General features: G+C 60.7%; 16 protein-coding genes. 8 read left to right on the top strand and 8 right to left on the bottom strand.

Going from position 1 to position 14,696, the window contains the following annotated elements; genetic code table 11:
- Positions 1-40: 40 nt before the first annotated feature.
- Positions 41-484, bottom strand: a complete 444-nt coding sequence (locus A6U87_RS18575; RefSeq protein ID WP_065692986.1) for a GNAT family N-acetyltransferase — start codon at positions 482-484, stop codon at positions 41-43.
- A 133-nt stretch (positions 485-617) separates the two neighbouring features.
- Here A6U87_RS18575 and A6U87_RS18570 point away from each other — a divergent pair, with 133 nt between their 5' ends.
- Entirely contained in the window at positions 618-1,046 is a 429-nt protein-coding gene (locus A6U87_RS18570) for a lipocalin-like domain-containing protein (protein WP_065692763.1), read from the top strand.
- 245 nt (positions 1,047-1,291) lie between these two features.
- Positions 1,292-2,896 (top strand): adenylate/guanylate cyclase domain-containing protein, encoded by a 1,605-nt coding sequence (locus A6U87_RS18565; protein ID WP_065692762.1) that lies wholly within the window; start codon positions 1,292-1,294, stop codon positions 2,894-2,896.
- A 94-nt stretch (positions 2,897-2,990) separates the two neighbouring features.
- On the opposite strand, the gene pobA is transcribed toward A6U87_RS18565, so the two are convergent.
- A complete protein-coding gene (pobA, locus tag A6U87_RS18560) occupies positions 2,991-4,163 on the bottom strand; it encodes a 4-hydroxybenzoate 3-monooxygenase (RefSeq protein WP_065692761.1) in 1,173 nt (390 codons plus the stop codon).
- 113 nt (positions 4,164-4,276) lie between these two features.
- On the opposite strand from pobA, the gene A6U87_RS18555 reads away from it, so the two are divergent.
- Positions 4,277-5,164, top strand: coding sequence for a helix-turn-helix domain-containing protein (locus A6U87_RS18555; RefSeq protein WP_065692760.1), 888 nt, complete (start codon positions 4,277-4,279; stop codon positions 5,162-5,164).
- Positions 5,165-5,225: 61 nt separating this feature from the next.
- On the opposite strand, the gene A6U87_RS18550 is transcribed toward A6U87_RS18555, so the two are convergent.
- From A6U87_RS18550 to A6U87_RS29760, 5 genes are all read right to left on the bottom strand, one after another.
- Positions 5,226-6,020 carry an SDR family NAD(P)-dependent oxidoreductase gene (locus A6U87_RS18550; protein WP_065692985.1) on the bottom strand — a complete coding sequence of 265 codons (795 nt, stop codon included), beginning with the start codon at positions 6,018-6,020 and terminating at the stop codon, positions 5,226-5,228.
- 93 nt (positions 6,021-6,113) lie between these two features.
- Entirely contained in the window at positions 6,114-6,839 is a 726-nt protein-coding gene (locus tag A6U87_RS18545; RefSeq protein ID WP_065692759.1) for a glutathione S-transferase, read from the bottom strand.
- A 63-nt stretch (positions 6,840-6,902) separates the two neighbouring features.
- Positions 6,903-7,076, bottom strand: coding sequence for a hypothetical protein (locus A6U87_RS30195; protein ID WP_198928727.1), 174 nt, complete (start codon positions 7,074-7,076; stop codon positions 6,903-6,905).
- Positions 7,077-7,369: 293 nt separating this feature from the next.
- Entirely contained in the window at positions 7,370-7,639 is a 270-nt protein-coding gene (locus A6U87_RS18540) for a DUF2934 domain-containing protein (protein ID WP_065692758.1), read from the bottom strand.
- Complete coding sequence (locus tag A6U87_RS29760) at positions 7,636-7,884, bottom strand: hypothetical protein (RefSeq protein WP_141683993.1); 249 nt, start codon at positions 7,882-7,884, stop codon at positions 7,636-7,638. The genes A6U87_RS18540 and A6U87_RS29760 overlap by 4 nt, the downstream gene beginning before the upstream one ends.
- Here A6U87_RS29760 and A6U87_RS18535 point away from each other — a divergent pair.
- The 5 genes from A6U87_RS18535 (at position 7,883) to speB (ending at position 13,565) form a co-directional block, all read left to right on the top strand.
- A complete protein-coding gene (locus A6U87_RS18535; RefSeq protein WP_065692757.1) occupies positions 7,883-9,346 on the top strand; it encodes a phosphatidylserine/phosphatidylglycerophosphate/cardiolipin synthase family protein in 1,464 nt (487 codons plus the stop codon). The genes A6U87_RS29760 and A6U87_RS18535 overlap by 2 nt on opposite strands.
- A gap of 68 nt (positions 9,347-9,414) precedes the next feature.
- The gene (locus A6U87_RS18530) at positions 9,415-10,266 is read left to right on the top strand and encodes an endonuclease/exonuclease/phosphatase family protein (protein WP_065692756.1); all 852 of its coding nucleotides are present in this window, start codon (positions 9,415-9,417) and stop codon (positions 10,264-10,266) included.
- A 66-nt stretch (positions 10,267-10,332) separates the two neighbouring features.
- Positions 10,333-11,409, top strand: a complete 1,077-nt coding sequence (locus tag A6U87_RS18525; RefSeq protein ID WP_083199539.1) for an alpha/beta hydrolase — start codon at positions 10,333-10,335, stop codon at positions 11,407-11,409.
- Between the two features lie 199 nt (positions 11,410-11,608).
- A complete protein-coding gene (locus A6U87_RS18520) occupies positions 11,609-12,490 on the top strand; it encodes a LysR substrate-binding domain-containing protein (protein WP_065692755.1) in 882 nt (293 codons plus the stop codon).
- Positions 12,491-12,602: 112 nt separating this feature from the next.
- Entirely contained in the window at positions 12,603-13,565 is a 963-nt protein-coding gene (gene speB, locus A6U87_RS18515) for an agmatinase (protein ID WP_065692983.1), read from the top strand.
- A gap of 46 nt (positions 13,566-13,611) precedes the next feature.
- Here the strand turns inward: speB and A6U87_RS18510 are convergent, their stop codons facing one another.
- Positions 13,612-14,607 (bottom strand): zinc-dependent alcohol dehydrogenase family protein, encoded by a 996-nt coding sequence (locus A6U87_RS18510; protein WP_065692754.1) that lies wholly within the window; start codon positions 14,605-14,607, stop codon positions 13,612-13,614.
- Positions 14,608-14,696: the final 89 nt, after the last annotated feature.

The following is a 14,696-nucleotide window of genomic DNA, read 5'->3' as shown; positions in this document are numbered from 1 at the left end:
ACTTATCAGTTCCACGTTCACAGTTGGCCCCGCACCCGGATCAGGCAAAACGTTTCTTGAAAAAATACCTGGCAAATGCACCCGGTCCGCCCTCGAGTTGCCCGAAGACTTCATAGCCAAGTTTTTCGTAGAACGGCTTGGCCTGAAACTCGAATGTGTCGAGCCAGACGCCGAGATAGCCGCGCTGGCGGGCGATCGCTTCCGCTTCGGCCATCAGCCGCGTTCCAAGCCCGGCGCCACGATAGCCTTCCGGCACGACGAGAAATTTGATGAAGGCCCAGCCATATCCATCCATGGCATAAAGGCCGCCGATGACGTCACCACCCGCGCGATCGCGGACAAGGACAGCGAAATCGGGCTTGTCTTCGATGTCGCCGATATTGGCCATGTTGTATGCGTCGAGCGCCCTTACAATGGCGTCACGACATTCGCGGCTGGGATTGGAGGCGATAACCTCGATCAGTGGTTCTGTGAGTTGTGTCATGAAGGGAATGCTCGCACGATCGCCATCCGATTGAAAGAGATAGAGTTCGACCCGCACAGCGCGTGACGGCGACCCTGTCGCGCGCAGCCGCCTTTTGCTAGAATGCCCGCGCGAACCTTTAAAGGGGGGATCGATGGGAAATACGGCCGGACTGCACGGAACCTGGCGAATGATCTCATGGACACGCAAAGCGGTGGCATCAGGTGCTGTGACCGATGCCATGGGCCCCGATCCAGTGGGATACCTGTCTTATCAGCCCGACGGACGCATGATGGCGGTGGTGGTCAACCGACATCGCCCGTCATCGAAGGGGCGGCTGCCGACAGATGCAGAAAAGATCGAGCTGTTCGACACAATGCTTGCCTATGCCGGATCCTACACCTTCGAAAACGGCAGGGTCGTCCATCACGTGGACGCCAGCTGGAACCCGGCCTGGGGCGTGACCGATCTGATCCGTCCCTTCTCGATCGACGGTAACAAGCTGGTCATCAGTGGTGCACCAGGGGTCGATCCGACGACAGGCGAGGAGGTCACCTACCGGATCGAGTTCCGCAAGGTCTGATCCCGGGCGCAATGAGAACGCACGGTTGCGTGCATTTTGATGGCCGCCTGCGCGCCATGCAAAGTGCCTCCAAAATTGGTCAGGAGCGCCCGATTGACGATAAAGATGGGCGCATGCTCCTGCTATCGACATGAATTGGTGAGCACGCCGTCTCCGCAAGGCGACGGAATTGGTCGGCGCAGCCGATAGCATGCAACGGCAACGTCGCGTCGCCAGTGCTTGCGCGTCGGCACGGATTAATATTGATGAGGCTTGTCGTGGCATATGGGGGCGATCGCGGGCGGACCGCGCGAAAGACCGGATACTTCATCAGCTTCATGATCCTGGCGATGCTGGCCGGTCTGCCGATTGCCGTCTGGATGGATGTCAGCACCCTTTCGCAAGGGGCGCTAAAACGCCAGGCCGAGGACATGAGCTCGCTGATCACAAGTATCCGCTCCTACTATGCCAGCAATGTCGTCGGACGCATCCTCGCGGCCCACGCCGCCGGAGGTGACACCGGCACCGTTGTCACGCACGAGTATGCCGACATTCCGGGCGCAATCCCGATCCCGGCCACGCTTTCGCTCGAGCTCGGGGACGTGATCCGCCAGCAGCAGGCCAACATCACCTATCGGTTCCTCTCCGACCTGCCATTCAAGCGACGCCCGCCTCATCCCCTCGACGCTTTCGAAACGCAAGCGCTCACTGAGCTTCGGCAAGACCCCAAACAGACGCCAACCCAGATCAGCCGTAGCGGCTTCACCAACACCTTTCGCCTCGTCACCCCCGTCATCATGGGCAAGGCCTGCGTTGCCTGCCATAACACGCATCCGGAGAGCCCGAAAACCGACTGGAAGGTCGGAGATGTGCGCGGAATCCAGGAAGTGATCATCAGCCAGCCGTTTGCCCGCAACGTCTTCGCCTTCAAATACCTGCTGGCCTATTTCGGGTGCATGGCAGCCCTCGGCATCGGCTTCGTCGCCTTCCAGCAACGCCAGACCGCATTGATCGAGGGCTTCAACCATGAACTGGAATCGACGAACGAGTTCCTGGCAAGCATCTCCATGAAGATCTCGCGCTATCTGTCACCGCAGGTCTACAAGAGCATCTTCAGCGGCCAGAAGGATGTCGTCATCCAGACGGAACGCAAGCGGCTGACGATCTTCTTCTCCGACATCAAGGACTTCACCGCCACGACGGAGCGCCTGCAGCCGGAAGCGCTGACGGAGATGCTGAACGAGTACCTCACCGAGATGTCGGCGATCGCGCTCAGGCACGGCGGCACGCTCGACAAGTTCATTGGCGATGCGATTCTCGTGTTCTTCGGCGATCCGGAGACCAATGGATCCGTCGAAGACGCCAAAGCCTGCCTGCGCATGGCGGTGGACATGCAGCGGCGTCTTGGCGAACTGAAGGAGAAATGGCGCCTGGACGGCACGGAAGAGCCGTTCGTCGTCCGGATGGGCATCAATTCGGGCTACTGCAACGTCGGCAATTTCGGCAGCAATGACCGGATGGACTACACGATCATCGGCGCCGAGGCCAACCTGGCCGCGCGCCTGCAGTCCATTGCCGAAGGCGGCAAGATCGTCATCAGCTACGAAACCTACGCGCTGGTGAAAGACATCGTCGACGCAACGCCCCTCCCACCGATCACCATGAAGGGCATTCAGCGCGAGATCGTCCCCTATGCCGTCAACGGCCTCCTGGGAGCGGATCGAAACCTTCGTGTGATGAGCGAACATTTCGCCGGACTCGATCTTCACCTGGATATGGCACAGCTTGACCCGGAGGAACGTGCGCGGGTGCGGGCGGCACTGGCGGAGGCGATCGCGGCGGTCGATGCAGAGACCAAACCGTCCTCCTGACGTCTGGCAGCAACCAGATGTCGGGCGAGCGGTGGTGTGACGCATGAACCACCACCGCTCCCCATCGCCCTTCCGTGGATGGCGGAAGGGATCTCTAGTAGGGCAGACCTACGTAATTCTCCGCAAGGGCGGTCGATGCAGCTCGCGAGTGCGTGAGATAATCGAGCTCGGCTTCCTGGATCTTCTGGTCGAAATCGCCGGTATCGGGGAACCGATGCAACATCGTCGTCATCCACCAGGAGAAACGAACCGCTTTCCACACTCGTGCGAGCGCACGTTGCGAATAGGCATCGATGCCAGCGTTCGAGCCGTCCTGATAGTATTCCGCGAGGCCCGAAAACAGGTAATGTACATCGCTCGCGGCAAGATTAAGCCCCTTTGCGCCCGTCGGCGGAACAATGTGCGCTGCATCCCCAACCAGAAACATCCGGCCAAAACGCATCGGCTCGGCCACGAAGGACCGAAGCGGCGCGATCGATTTTTCGAAGGACGGCGCGGTAATCAATGCCTCGGCGTGCTGAACCGGCAGCCGGCGCCGCAGCTCGTCCCAGAAGCGGTCATCACTCCAGTCTTCGATCTTCTCGTCCACGGGACATTGCAGATAGTAGCGGCTGCGGTGCTCCGAACGCATGGAACAGAGGGCAAAACCACGCGGATGGTTGGCATAGATCAGTTCATGGCTGACGGGCGCCACTTCGGCCAGAATGCCGAGCCAGCCGAAAGGGTAGACCTTCTCGAACGTCCGTATCGCCTTCTCGGGAACGGCCTTGCGGCTTGGCCCGTGGAACCCATCGCAGCCTGCGACGAAGTCGCAATCGATACGCTGTGAAACACCATCCTTTTCATAGGTGACATAGGGCGTCGCACCCTCGAAGGCGTGTGGCTGAACGTTTGCAGCGTCGTAGATGGTCTGGCCGCCGCGCATCTCTCTATGCTCCATGAGATCGCGCGTCAGTTCCGTCTGGCCGTACACCAGAACCCGTTTTCCGCCGGTCAGGCCGAAGAGGTCGATGCGGTGATCCCGGCCATCAAAGGCGAGCGAGATGCCGTCGTGCGGCAAGCCCTCGGCGTGCATCCGGGCACCAGCCTTCGCCTGATCCATGAGGGCGACAGTACCCTCTTCGAGAACACCTGCGCGCACACGTCCGAGAATGTAATCCTTCCCGACCCGATCGATGATGACGTTGTCGATGCCAGCTTCGGTCAGCAACTGACCCAGCAGCAATCCCGAGGGTCCAGAGCCGATAATGGCGACTTGGGTGCGCATTTGTATCCTCCCGCACTTGTCTTTTGCTAAATTGTGCCGGGAGGTGAAGGTTGCAGCAATGGACATTTCGGTCAGGAAATTGCACTAATCGAACATCAAAACGGCAGACGACGATGGCAAAAGCTGTTCCGACCTACGAACTCTATGGCGAGAAAACCGGCAAAAAGCCGGACTTCTGGCTTCATTCCGAGACGATTCCATCTCGCAGCAGTCTACATCACTGGGAGATCCGTCCGCACCGGCACGACAGTTTCTTTCAGATATTGTACATAGATAGCGGATCGGGCGAAGCTCTGTTCGAGGGCAGTTGGCACCAGATGTCAGCACCTGCGGTCGTCACCGTGCCGCCGGGCCTCGATCACGGATTTCGCTTTTCGAAGGACGTCGACGGCTTTGTCGTCACAGTCCTGGCGTCGCATCTGAAGGCCATGCCGGGTGACCGCAGCCGCCTTGGAGAATGGCTGGCAAGTCCGCACCTGACGGCACTCGACATGACGAATGAGGACGCAGCCTATGTCGCTGGCTCTTTACGCCGCTTGGGACAGGAATTTGCCGAGCGCCGTGCTGGCCGCAGCGATCTGCTGGAGGCATACCTGACTGCCGCTCTGCAGTTGATCGTGCGACTGTCGTCCGACCAACGCGAGGAGGGGAGTGCCGCGGATGAAAACGAGCGTCGGATGGAGACCCTGAACGATCTCATTCAGCGCCACTTCCGGTCACACCAGCCCGCCGCCTTCTACGCCGCCGCGCTCGGCATTTCGCCGACGCATCTGAACCGCATCGTGCGGGCGAAAACCGGGCACGGCACCCATGATCTCATCGCCCGGAAATTGATCGACGAGGCAAAGCGCGAACTGGTCTTCACCTTCGGCAGCGTACAGGAGATCGGCTACCGCCTGGGCTTTGCCGATCCCGCCTATTTCTCCCGTTTCTTCCACCGGCAGACGCGGCAGACACCGCGAGCCTGGCGCATGGCAGAGCGCGCCAAGCTTGCGGCCTGAGCCGATCGCTGCAGCGCGGCACCGAGCAGTCGCGCTGCTCAAGAAATCGTTGCAAGCCCGGTCAGGGCATCAATTGTCCGCCGTTGACCTCGATGATCTGGCCCGTGACGTAACCTGACAAGGTGGGGGAGGCAAGGAACAGGTAGGCGCCGACGCAATCTTCAGGCGTGCCCACAAAGCCCATCGGTATGGACTTTCGCTGCAGTTCCATCTGCTCGTCATTGGTGTAGCGCTCATGAAATGGCGTGGCGATAACGCCGGGCGCCACGGCATTGACGCGAATGCGATCCGCCACGAACTCCTTGGCGTGACCATGGGTAATCGTCGAGACGAAGCCCTTCGACGCCGCATAGAGGATAGCGCCGTTGCCGCCACCGTTGCGCGCTGCAATCGACGTGGTGTTGATGATGAAGCCGCCCTGCTTTTTCAGCCACGGATGCGCCGCGCGCGTGGCGGCAAGGACAGAGCGCGCATTGAGATCCATTACCTTGGCGTAGTGCTCGTCGGTGTATTCCGACGTCGGCTTTCGACCCAGCATGCCACCCGCGTTGTTGACGAGACCATCCAGATGACCAAAGGTCTTCGCGGTTTCCTCGACCACACGCTCGCTTTCGCCTTCGCGGGAGACGTCGCCGTGTATCAGATGCACCGTCCCGCCTTCAGCCCGGATCTCTGCTGCCAGTGCCTCGGCCGCGTCGCGGCTCGAATTATAGTGGATGCCGACCTTCATGCCCTGCGCCGCAAACGCGCGCGCGAGTGCCGCCCCGATCCCGGTCGAGGCACCGGTAATCAACACGGCCTTGCCGGCCAGATCTGGAATCTTGATTGAGGTCAGCATTTGAGCAAGGTTTGCCATGGCAGCAATGATCTCCAGCGAATGATTGGTGGCTTCGAGCGGGTAGGGTGGCAACCCTAGCAGCGCCCGTCGCGGTTGCGCAATCGATTCTGCTCAGCCTGCAGAATCGAGCTCCGGATAGTGCCGAAAGATCCCGTCCTCGTTGAAGGCAAGGCGTCGCGGGGAAGCCAGATAACCCGCAATATTCGACCTTTGCCGCACCGACTCATGGAGTGCCGCAAGTCCGGGATAGCGTTTCGCGTAGCCGCGCATGGCAACCGGGAAGGCGTAAGACAACCCTTCGATGACTTGAAACAACGACAGATCGACATAGGAAAGAGCCGTTCCGACGATATGCCCGCGGCCATCGGAATTTTGCTGCAGGACGCGTTCGAAGTAGCCCAGAAACTTCGGTACCCGATCCGCGATAAAGGCCGCCGAGCGCGCCTTTGCCGCTTCCTTCTGGTCCTCGTAGTAGAGCGATGTCGCAATCGGATGATGCGTGTCGTGCACCTCGGCGACGAAATCGGTGATCGTCAACTGCAGGCCGTTCGCCACATATCGCAGCACTTCGTCCTGCGGTGCCAATTTCAGTTTCGGCCCGAGATAGAAAAGGATGTTGGCAACGTGGGGAATGATGACGTCGTCGACCTTGAGAAACGGCGGCGCGAATGGTGGGCACGCAGCACCCCTGTCATCCATGATCTTCAGCATGGCCGCTGTTCCTCGCCCCGGTTGGCGAGCCACGTCGACATAGTCGGCACCGGCCTCTTCAAGTGCGAGGCGCACGAACTCGCCCCGCCCCTGGATACCGTCCCAATAATAAAGCTCGTAGACCATTGTTCCCTCTCACTCGGGCTGTTCACACTTTGCTGAGGAGAATTGGCGCCACGGACCGTGGTGCTACTTGCGGTAATACCGTCGGGATATTGCAATGACCTTGTCAAAGGTCGTGGCGCGGAGGTCGAGAGACGGGCGCGTGTCGCGGAAAAACAGTGCAACGACATTGTCGACGGCAACGACAACGATCAGAGCAAGCGCCAGATAGGCTACCGCGGCAAAAATCAGAAGGGACATGGCCTCTCACATAGGAGCGATAAACAGGTAGCAGCCTGTAACGATCAGCGAAACGAGAATTGCATCGAAGTAACTTCTGTTCATGGCGCATCTCCTCCTCTTGCAAAACGTCGCGACCCGACTTTTGTTCCCATCGCAGGGCAGTCGTCGCTGGATTTTTCAAGAACACCGATCCGCATGCTCAACGAACATCCGCACGGCTAAAGGAATAGACCACAATTAATTCAAGCGTATGACGCGCGCAGCTAGGCCTGCGAGCGCCTCAGGCAAACACGCTTGTCGTGATGGGGATTTCAGACCGGCTTGCTGACTGCAGCAGACTTCTTTGCGGTGGTCTTGCGCACGGCTGGCTTGGCAGCACCATTGCCCTTGGGAACCGCAACCGCCCGCTTGGTCCGCGTCTTGACTTCCTTGCCATCGAGCGATGCCGCAGAGCCTTCAAGCGCCTCGCGCTCCTTCAGGGCCTGATGCCAGTGGGCGGAATCTCTCCCTGCCGGGCGACCTTCCTCCTCCCAAAGCGCATAGGCACGCTTCTTGATCCACTCTTCCTGAGTTTCCGTCATCGCCGATCTCCAGTCACAAGCTGCCGCAGTGCTAACGCGATACTGAGAGCAGAGTTCCAGACGATGCGCCGCGTTTCAAGTATTTTCTGACACACTGCAAAAATATTTGTCGCAGCGCAGCATTTTGCGACACTTCCACCTTCGAGGGCATCGCTTGCCATGGCGGGAAGCGCTTCCTCGCCTTCAGCCGCGCGTTGCGAAGCGCGATTGAACGGCACCATTTTACCGCTATATTCGCCGTGCATGTTTTATCTCTTATCGACCTATTGGCCTCATATTCTGTTCGTTGTCTCATTGGTCATGGGAACGGCGGCGGCGATCCATGCCACCATGACCAAGGAGGAGGTGCGAGCTGCCACCGGCTGGGTCGGTGTGATCCTGCTGTCGCCGATCGTCGGAGCCGTTATCTACGCGATTGCTGGCATAAACCGCATTCGCCGGGCATCGCTCAGCCTGCGCCGTGACGCGTTGATCCCCGAGGCCGATCTTGACGAGCTGGAGCGGTTCGACGCCGATCCCGAGATCATCATCACCGGATTCGGCCGACGGTTTTCGGCCCTACAGACACTGGGCGATCGGGTCGCTCGAAATCCCATCGCCACCGGCAACACCATCGACATTCTGGAAACCGGCGATGACTGCTACGCGACAATGAAGGCCGCGATCGACGGCGCCGAACGAAGCGTGCTTCTCGAGACCTACATCTTCGACCGAGATCGCATCGGTATGCGGATCGCGGATTCGCTGATCGCGGCGGTCAAGCGCGGGGTCGAGGTTCGCGTCCTGATCGATGCCGTCGGCGCCCGCTATTCGGTTCCGAGCATCCTTCGCTATCTCGGCAATGGGGGCGTCAACGTCGCCGTATTCAACGGCAACGTCATCATGGGCCTGCGTCTGCCCTACGCGAACCTGCGCACCCACAGGAAAATCCTGATTGTCGACGGCCACACCGCGCTGACCGGCGGCATGAACATCAGGGAAGGGTTTACTCGGGAGGTTGCAGGCGAGAACTTCGCCAGGGATACGCATTTCGTCGTGACCGGCCCTGTTATCGCCGATCTCTTCAATGTGGCCGCCGAGGATTGGCGGTTTACAACCGGCGAGATCCTCACCGGCGAAGCCTGGAAAACGGCGATGCCCGAAAGGCAGCCGGGCGATCCGGTGTTCATACGCGTGATCGCGTCCGGCCCCGACAGGAGCATCGAGACGAGCCACAAGATGCTGATGGGCGCCTTTTCGGTTGCCCGCAAATCCATTCGGATCATGTCACCCTACTTCCTGCCGGACCGCGAGCTGATCAGCGCGCTGGCCACGGCCGCACGACGCGGGGTCGAGGTCGATGTCGTGGTGCCGGCTGTCAATAACCTCGTGCTCGTGGATCGCGCGATGACGGCACAGTTCGATCAGATCGTCAGCAACTACTGCCGTATCTGGCGCTCCAGCGGCACCTTCAGTCACTCCAAGCTTCTCTCCATCGACGGCGCATGGTCATACGTCGGCTCGTCCAATCTCGACCCTCGCTCGCTGCGACTGAACTTCGAGATCGACCTCGAAGTGTTGAATGAAGGGTTTGCAGCAGAGATCGACGAACATATCGAAGAGGCGATCAAGGGCGCGTCGCCAGTCACGCTGCAGAGCTTGCGCGGCCGACCGTTTGCGGTGCGCCTCTTCGACAAGATCTTCTGGCTTGGCTCGCCATATCTTTAAACTTTGCGTCCATTGCCTATACTGCTCAGCAGAGCACCTTCGATCCACGGAACGCCCGGCACATCCCGATGCATGCCAAGAAAGCCAGCCTGCCCGCGAGCATCCTTGCCTCCATCAGGAACCGCAAGAGACGCTTGACTGCGGCGCATGCGGAAGCGCCACCAAGGGGCGCGAGCACGCTGATTGCGTCCTATAACGTCCACAAGTGCGTCGGAAACGACAGGCGCTTTGACCCTGAGCGCACCAGTCGTGTCATTCACGAGATCGACGCTGACGTCATCGCCCTGCAGGAGGCCGACACGCGCTTCGGTGAGAGAACCGGGATCCTGGACCTCGCGAGGCTGGAGCGGGAAACGGGGCTGCTCCCCGTACCTGTCAGTGGCATGGCCAAGGCGCACGGGTGGCACGGCAATGTCGTGTTGTTCAAGAAGGGTCTGGTACGCGACGTCCACCAGATCAACTTGCCGGGGCTGGAGCCGCGGGGCGCACTGGTCGCCGAACTCGAACTGGAGCAGGGCGGCGCGTTGCGCATCATTGCCGCCCATTTCGGCCTCCTGCGGCACTCCCGCGCCCAGCAGGCAAAGATGCTCGTCGAGCTGATGGCCGACAAAGTCGAGACGCCGACCATCCTCCTGGGTGATCTCAACGAGTGGCGGCTCGGCGACCGCTCGTCGCTGCACACGTTCCAGTCCGCGTTCGGACCGCAGCCAGCCGCCGTCCCGAGCTTCCCGGCGCGCCTGCCGGTTCTTGCGCTGGATCGCATCATGGCCAATCGCAACGGCGTGCTGACGCGCGTCGAGGCGCACGACACGCCGCTCGCCCGCATCGCTTCCGACCATCTGCCGATCAAGGCGCTCCTCAACCTGGAGACTGCGGACAACCAGGAACCTGTGCCGAAAAAGGGAAGGCACAGCGCTTGACTCCACAGGCCGTCATGGCACGTTCTGAGAAGAGCGAGGCGGACGCCTATCGGGGAGAGTAGCAGCATGTTGAGGGCGTGGGTGGTGCGGTCGCGAGGTAACAGGCAACCGCACGCAGCTTCGACTGCGCAAATCGTCAGGCGGATCTGTCTGCTGCTGATGGTCGCGGCAGGCCCGTCCGCGCTGCCGTTCGACACCGTTTCGGCCCTTGATCCGGCATCTCAGAGTCAGGCGTCGAAGGCTCAGATCGAGAAGCTCTCCGGCATGTTGCAGCAACACTTTGCCGGTGCCGATAGCCTCATGGAACGCCGCTCGGCCTTCGAAGAGCTGATGGCGTCGACACCGGGACCGTCTCGTGTCCAGATCAGGCACGTCGATGCCGGCGGCGTGGACGCGGAACTTATCTGGCCGGCTCGCCTGCATCATCCCATCGGTCGACGCGCGATCCTTTACGTTCACGGTGGTGGCTTCTATGGCGGATCGCTTCAAACCCACAGGGCCTTCGCCGCCGCGCTTGCCAAGGCGTCTTCATCAGACGTCCTGCTGATCAATTACCGGCTTGCGCCGGACTATCCGTTTCCGGCACCGATCGACGATACGCTGACGGCATACCAGTGGCTGCTCGAATCCGGCTACGACAACGACAATGTGGTCATCGCGGGAGATGCCGCCGGTGGAAACCTCGCCATCGAGGCCACGCTGAGACAGATGCAACTCAAGGGGCCGCTTCCGGCCGCCGTCATCGCGGTCAGCCCGATCACTGATCTTGCCGGGACAGGCAACTCATTTGCAGCCAACATCAAGAGCGACCCGCTGTTGAACGCCACGCAGATGGAGGCGGCGCGAAAGGCCTATCTCGGCAGCCGTGCGCCGACCGACCCGCGCGCCTCGCCGCTCTATGCCGACATGACGGGTTTTCCCCCGATCCTGATGCAGGTGGGCTCGAGCGAAGCCCTGCTGGATGACACGTTGCGGCTTGCCGACAAGGCACGCAAGGCCGGCGTAGACGTGACGGCCGAGGTCTGGCCGGGCATGATCCACCAATGGCAGCTCTTTCCCTTCTGGATCGACGATGCGCGGCGCTCCAACCAGAACATGGCCGAGTATGCGATACAGCACTTCGCCGACAAGCCGAAGGAATGACCGCCGCCTCCCGCCTAGATCAGTCCCGGCGCCGATTGTCCTTGCGCCGTGGCTGAAAGGTCGCGATGCGCATGACGTCGTCGATGATCATCAATAGATGCGTCCACATGGCAACTCTCCTTCAGTGCCATCTTGACCGCTCTTGCCCTCTGTCTTCAAACGAGCTTATCGTCGCCTTCGAATGACTTGAGGTTATGCGATGAAGCGCGGACATCTGCCTTTGACAGCACTGCGAAGCTTCGAGGTGGCGGGACGTCTCGGCAGTTTCACGCGCGCGGCCGACGAGCTTTTCATTTCGCAGGCAGCCGTCAGCCGGCAGATCAGAGATCTGGAAACGACGCTCGGTGAGGCACTTTTCGAACGCCGCCATCGAAGCGTCCACCTGACCGACGATGGCCACAGGTTGCTCACTATTCTTACGACGTCGTTCGATAAGATTGGCGATTGCCTGGACGGGATACGCAGCAGCAGAAAACAAAACAGCCTGTCCATCAGTGCGGAACCATCGTTTGCCGCATCCTGGCTGGTGCCGCAATTGCCCGACTTTCAGGCGCTACACGCTGATATCGATGTCACCGTCGATTCAGATTCACGACTGGCGGAATTTCGAAGCGGTGAGGCGCAGATCGCCATTCGCCACAGCGTCACGGACACATCTTGGCCGAGAAGCCAGAGCAGGCATCTGGCCGATGTCTGGATGATCCCGGTCGCAGCGCCGGTCGTGCTCACGCAGTCGGTAATCCGCGCGGCCGGTGACTTGCTCAGTCTCCCGCTGCTGCACGAAGAAAACCGTGACGTCTGGAACCGGTGGTTCGAGGCTGCAGGCGTCACGCCGTCAGAGGCTGTCCGCGGAGTTGTCTATGCAGACGGCGGCCTGGTTCTTCAGGCCGTCCTGCGAGGTCAGGGCATCGGTCTCGTGGACCGGATATTTGCCGAGGACGAAATTCGGGCGGGCCGGTTGGCCTGCGTTTTCGATCTCGCCATTCCCCACGGCGCCTACTTCCTCGTGGCCCGTCGCTTCGATCAACTGACGGATCCCGCCCGGCTGTTCTCGACCTGGATTACGTCGAAATTTCAATGATCCGATGGCAGCCAGAACGCTTGACCTCCTTGAGCATTGCGGCTCTGTTGACGTGATTGCTGCTGAAGAGCAGCGGTGAACACCCGTGCCGATGATTTTCAAGGATGAGCCGATGACTGCCAATTTCCACCAGCCGGTCGATGCAGCCGAGGTGCCCCGCTTTGCCGGGCATACGACCTTCATGAGGCTCCCCGCCGTCGCGTCAGCCAAGGGCCTCGACATTGCACTGGTCGGCATTCCGTGGGATGGCGGGACGACCAATCGCGCCGGCGCGCGGCATGGGCCGAGAGAAGTCCGCAGCCAGTCGAGCCTGATGCGACGGGCGCATCATGTGTCGGGTATCGAACCCTTCAGTGCTGCCAATGTCGCAGACGTCGGAGACCTATCCGTCAATCCCATCGATCTCCAGGATGCACTGAAGCGCATCGAAGCCGGCATGGCCGCGATCGTCGGCGAAGGAGCCATCCCGCTGTCGGTCGGCGGCGATCACCTCACGACGCTTCCCGTCCTGCGCGCCGTCGCCAGGAAAGGCCCGGTCGGCCTCATCCATTTCGACGCACATTCCGATACGAACGATACCTATTTCGGTGACAATCCCTATACGCACGGCACCCCGTTCCGCAGGGCGATCGAAGAGGGGCTGCTGGACCCCAAGCGCATCGTGCAGATCGGCATCCGCGGCTCGGTCTACGAGCCGGGCGAGCACGATTGGGCAAGAGCTCAGGGCGTACGCGTCATCTACATGGAAGAATTCGTCGAGCGTGGCGCGGTGGCTGTCATGGAGGAGGCGCGCAGCATCGTTGGAAGCGCTCCGGCCTATGTCTCGTTCGATATCGACAGCATCGATCCGTCGATGGCCCCAGGGACCGGCACCCCTGAAATTGGAGGCTTCAGCACGCGAGAAGCGCAGCAGATGGTGCGGCTCCTCGATGGCGTGAGGATCGTGGGCGCCGACGTCGTGGAAGTGTCCCCGCCATTCGACATCGGCGGCATCACCGCGATTGCCGGCGCGACGATCATGTTCGAGTTGCTTTGCGTGATCGCTGGTCAGGTAGCGGCGACGCGAGAGCGCTAGGCCACAAAGAGAATGGTCGCCGGCAGCAGGCACGGGCGACCTCGCTTCACACATCGATGACGATCTTGCCGTCCGACTGCCGGCCCTCAATAAGGGCATAGGCCTGCTGGGTCGTTTCCAACGTGAAGCGGCGGCCATCGAGCCTGGGAACAATCTGTCCGGCTTCGACAAGCTTGGTCGCCTCCCGCATGATATCCCCGTGATGATCCCGACCTTCGCCTGTCAGCAGCGGAAGCAGCGTGAAGACGCCGGAATAGGTTGCCGCCTTGAATGACAAGGGGGCGAGCACGTGGGCGCCCCAACCGAGACAGCTGACGACATGTCCGAACCGCCTGACGGCCTTGAATGCCATGTCGAGCCCGACCCCGCCGATGGTGTCATAAACGATATCGAACCCTTGGCCCGCGGTCAGGCGATCGACGTAGGCCTCCACGTCTTCCTTATCGCGATCAATGGCCGTTGCTCCGAGGGAGGCAAGATATTCCGCCCGCCGACCGTGATCGACTGCAAAGACCTTGGCTCCCCTGGCTCTGGCGATCTGCACGACCACGTGACCAACGCCGCCAGCCGCGCCGATCACCAGAACGGTCTGATCCGCAGAGACCTTTGCCCGATCCACCAGCCCTTCCCATGCCGTGACGAAGGCCAGAGGAAGGGCGGCGGCATCCCGCATGCTGATATTGCCGGGCTTGCGAGCAAGAAGCGATGCGTCGACAGCCGCGTACTCGGCAAGCGACCCCTGATTGCCACCAACGCCGCCTGTCATGCCGTAAACGTCGTCACCCGGCCGAAAATCTGACACGCCTGAGCCCACCGCCTCGACGGTTCCTGCCATGTCGACACCGAGGATGGCGGGGAGGGGATGATTGGCGTGCGCGGCGCCCCCGATGCGGATCTTCGTATCGAGCGGGTTGATCGCGCTTGCCTTCACGCGCACCAAAACCTGTCCCGCCGCCGGCATCGGCCTTTCGATCTCGGCAAGACGAAAGGGGGTGCCAAAGCTTTCAAGTAGCAGAGCCTTCATGGTCTCCTGCGACGCCATCTGTTGTTCTCCTTGTTCCGATGGCTAGAAGATGGACATTTCACTTCCGTTTGGAAATGAAATAAAATGACATAATACTATGCAAAAAT

This window comes from Rhizobium sp. AC44/96, from assembly GCF_001692185.1.
GTDB lineage: Bacteria > Pseudomonadota > Alphaproteobacteria > Rhizobiales > Rhizobiaceae > Rhizobium.
Note: the sequence above shows the minus strand (reverse complement) of the source record. Positions and strands in the feature narration are given on the sequence as shown.

Coding starts and splice junctions, on each gene's coding strand:
- A6U87_RS18575 (WP_065692986.1), bottom strand. CDS start 484: ATGACACAACTCACAGAACCACTGATCGAGGTTATCGCCTCCAATCCC.
- A6U87_RS18570 (WP_065692763.1), top strand. CDS start 618: ATGGGAAATACGGCCGGACTGCACGGAACCTGGCGAATGATCTCATGG.
- A6U87_RS18565 (WP_065692762.1), top strand. CDS start 1,292: ATGAGGCTTGTCGTGGCATATGGGGGCGATCGCGGGCGGACCGCGCGA.
- pobA (WP_065692761.1), bottom strand. CDS start 4,163: ATGCGCACCCAAGTCGCCATTATCGGCTCTGGACCCTCGGGATTGCTG.
- A6U87_RS18555 (WP_065692760.1), top strand. CDS start 4,277: ATGGCAAAAGCTGTTCCGACCTACGAACTCTATGGCGAGAAAACCGGC.
- A6U87_RS18550 (WP_065692985.1), bottom strand. CDS start 6,020: ATGGCAAACCTTGCTCAAATGCTGACCTCAATCAAGATTCCAGATCTG.
- A6U87_RS18545 (WP_065692759.1), bottom strand. CDS start 6,839: ATGGTCTACGAGCTTTATTATTGGGACGGTATCCAGGGGCGGGGCGAG.
- A6U87_RS30195 (WP_198928727.1), bottom strand. CDS start 7,076: ATGTCCCTTCTGATTTTTGCCGCGGTAGCCTATCTGGCGCTTGCTCTG.
- A6U87_RS18540 (WP_065692758.1), bottom strand. CDS start 7,639: ATGACGGAAACTCAGGAAGAGTGGATCAAGAAGCGTGCCTATGCGCTT.
- A6U87_RS18535 (WP_065692757.1), top strand. CDS start 7,883: ATGTTTTATCTCTTATCGACCTATTGGCCTCATATTCTGTTCGTTGTC.
- A6U87_RS29760 (WP_141683993.1), bottom strand. CDS start 7,884: ATGCACGGCGAATATAGCGGTAAAATGGTGCCGTTCAATCGCGCTTCG.
- A6U87_RS18530 (WP_065692756.1), top strand. CDS start 9,415: ATGCATGCCAAGAAAGCCAGCCTGCCCGCGAGCATCCTTGCCTCCATC.
- A6U87_RS18525 (WP_083199539.1), top strand. CDS start 10,333: ATGTTGAGGGCGTGGGTGGTGCGGTCGCGAGGTAACAGGCAACCGCAC.
- A6U87_RS18520 (WP_065692755.1), top strand. CDS start 11,609: ATGAAGCGCGGACATCTGCCTTTGACAGCACTGCGAAGCTTCGAGGTG.
- speB (WP_065692983.1), top strand. CDS start 12,603: ATGACTGCCAATTTCCACCAGCCGGTCGATGCAGCCGAGGTGCCCCGC.
- A6U87_RS18510 (WP_065692754.1), bottom strand. CDS start 14,607: ATGGCGTCGCAGGAGACCATGAAGGCTCTGCTACTTGAAAGCTTTGGC.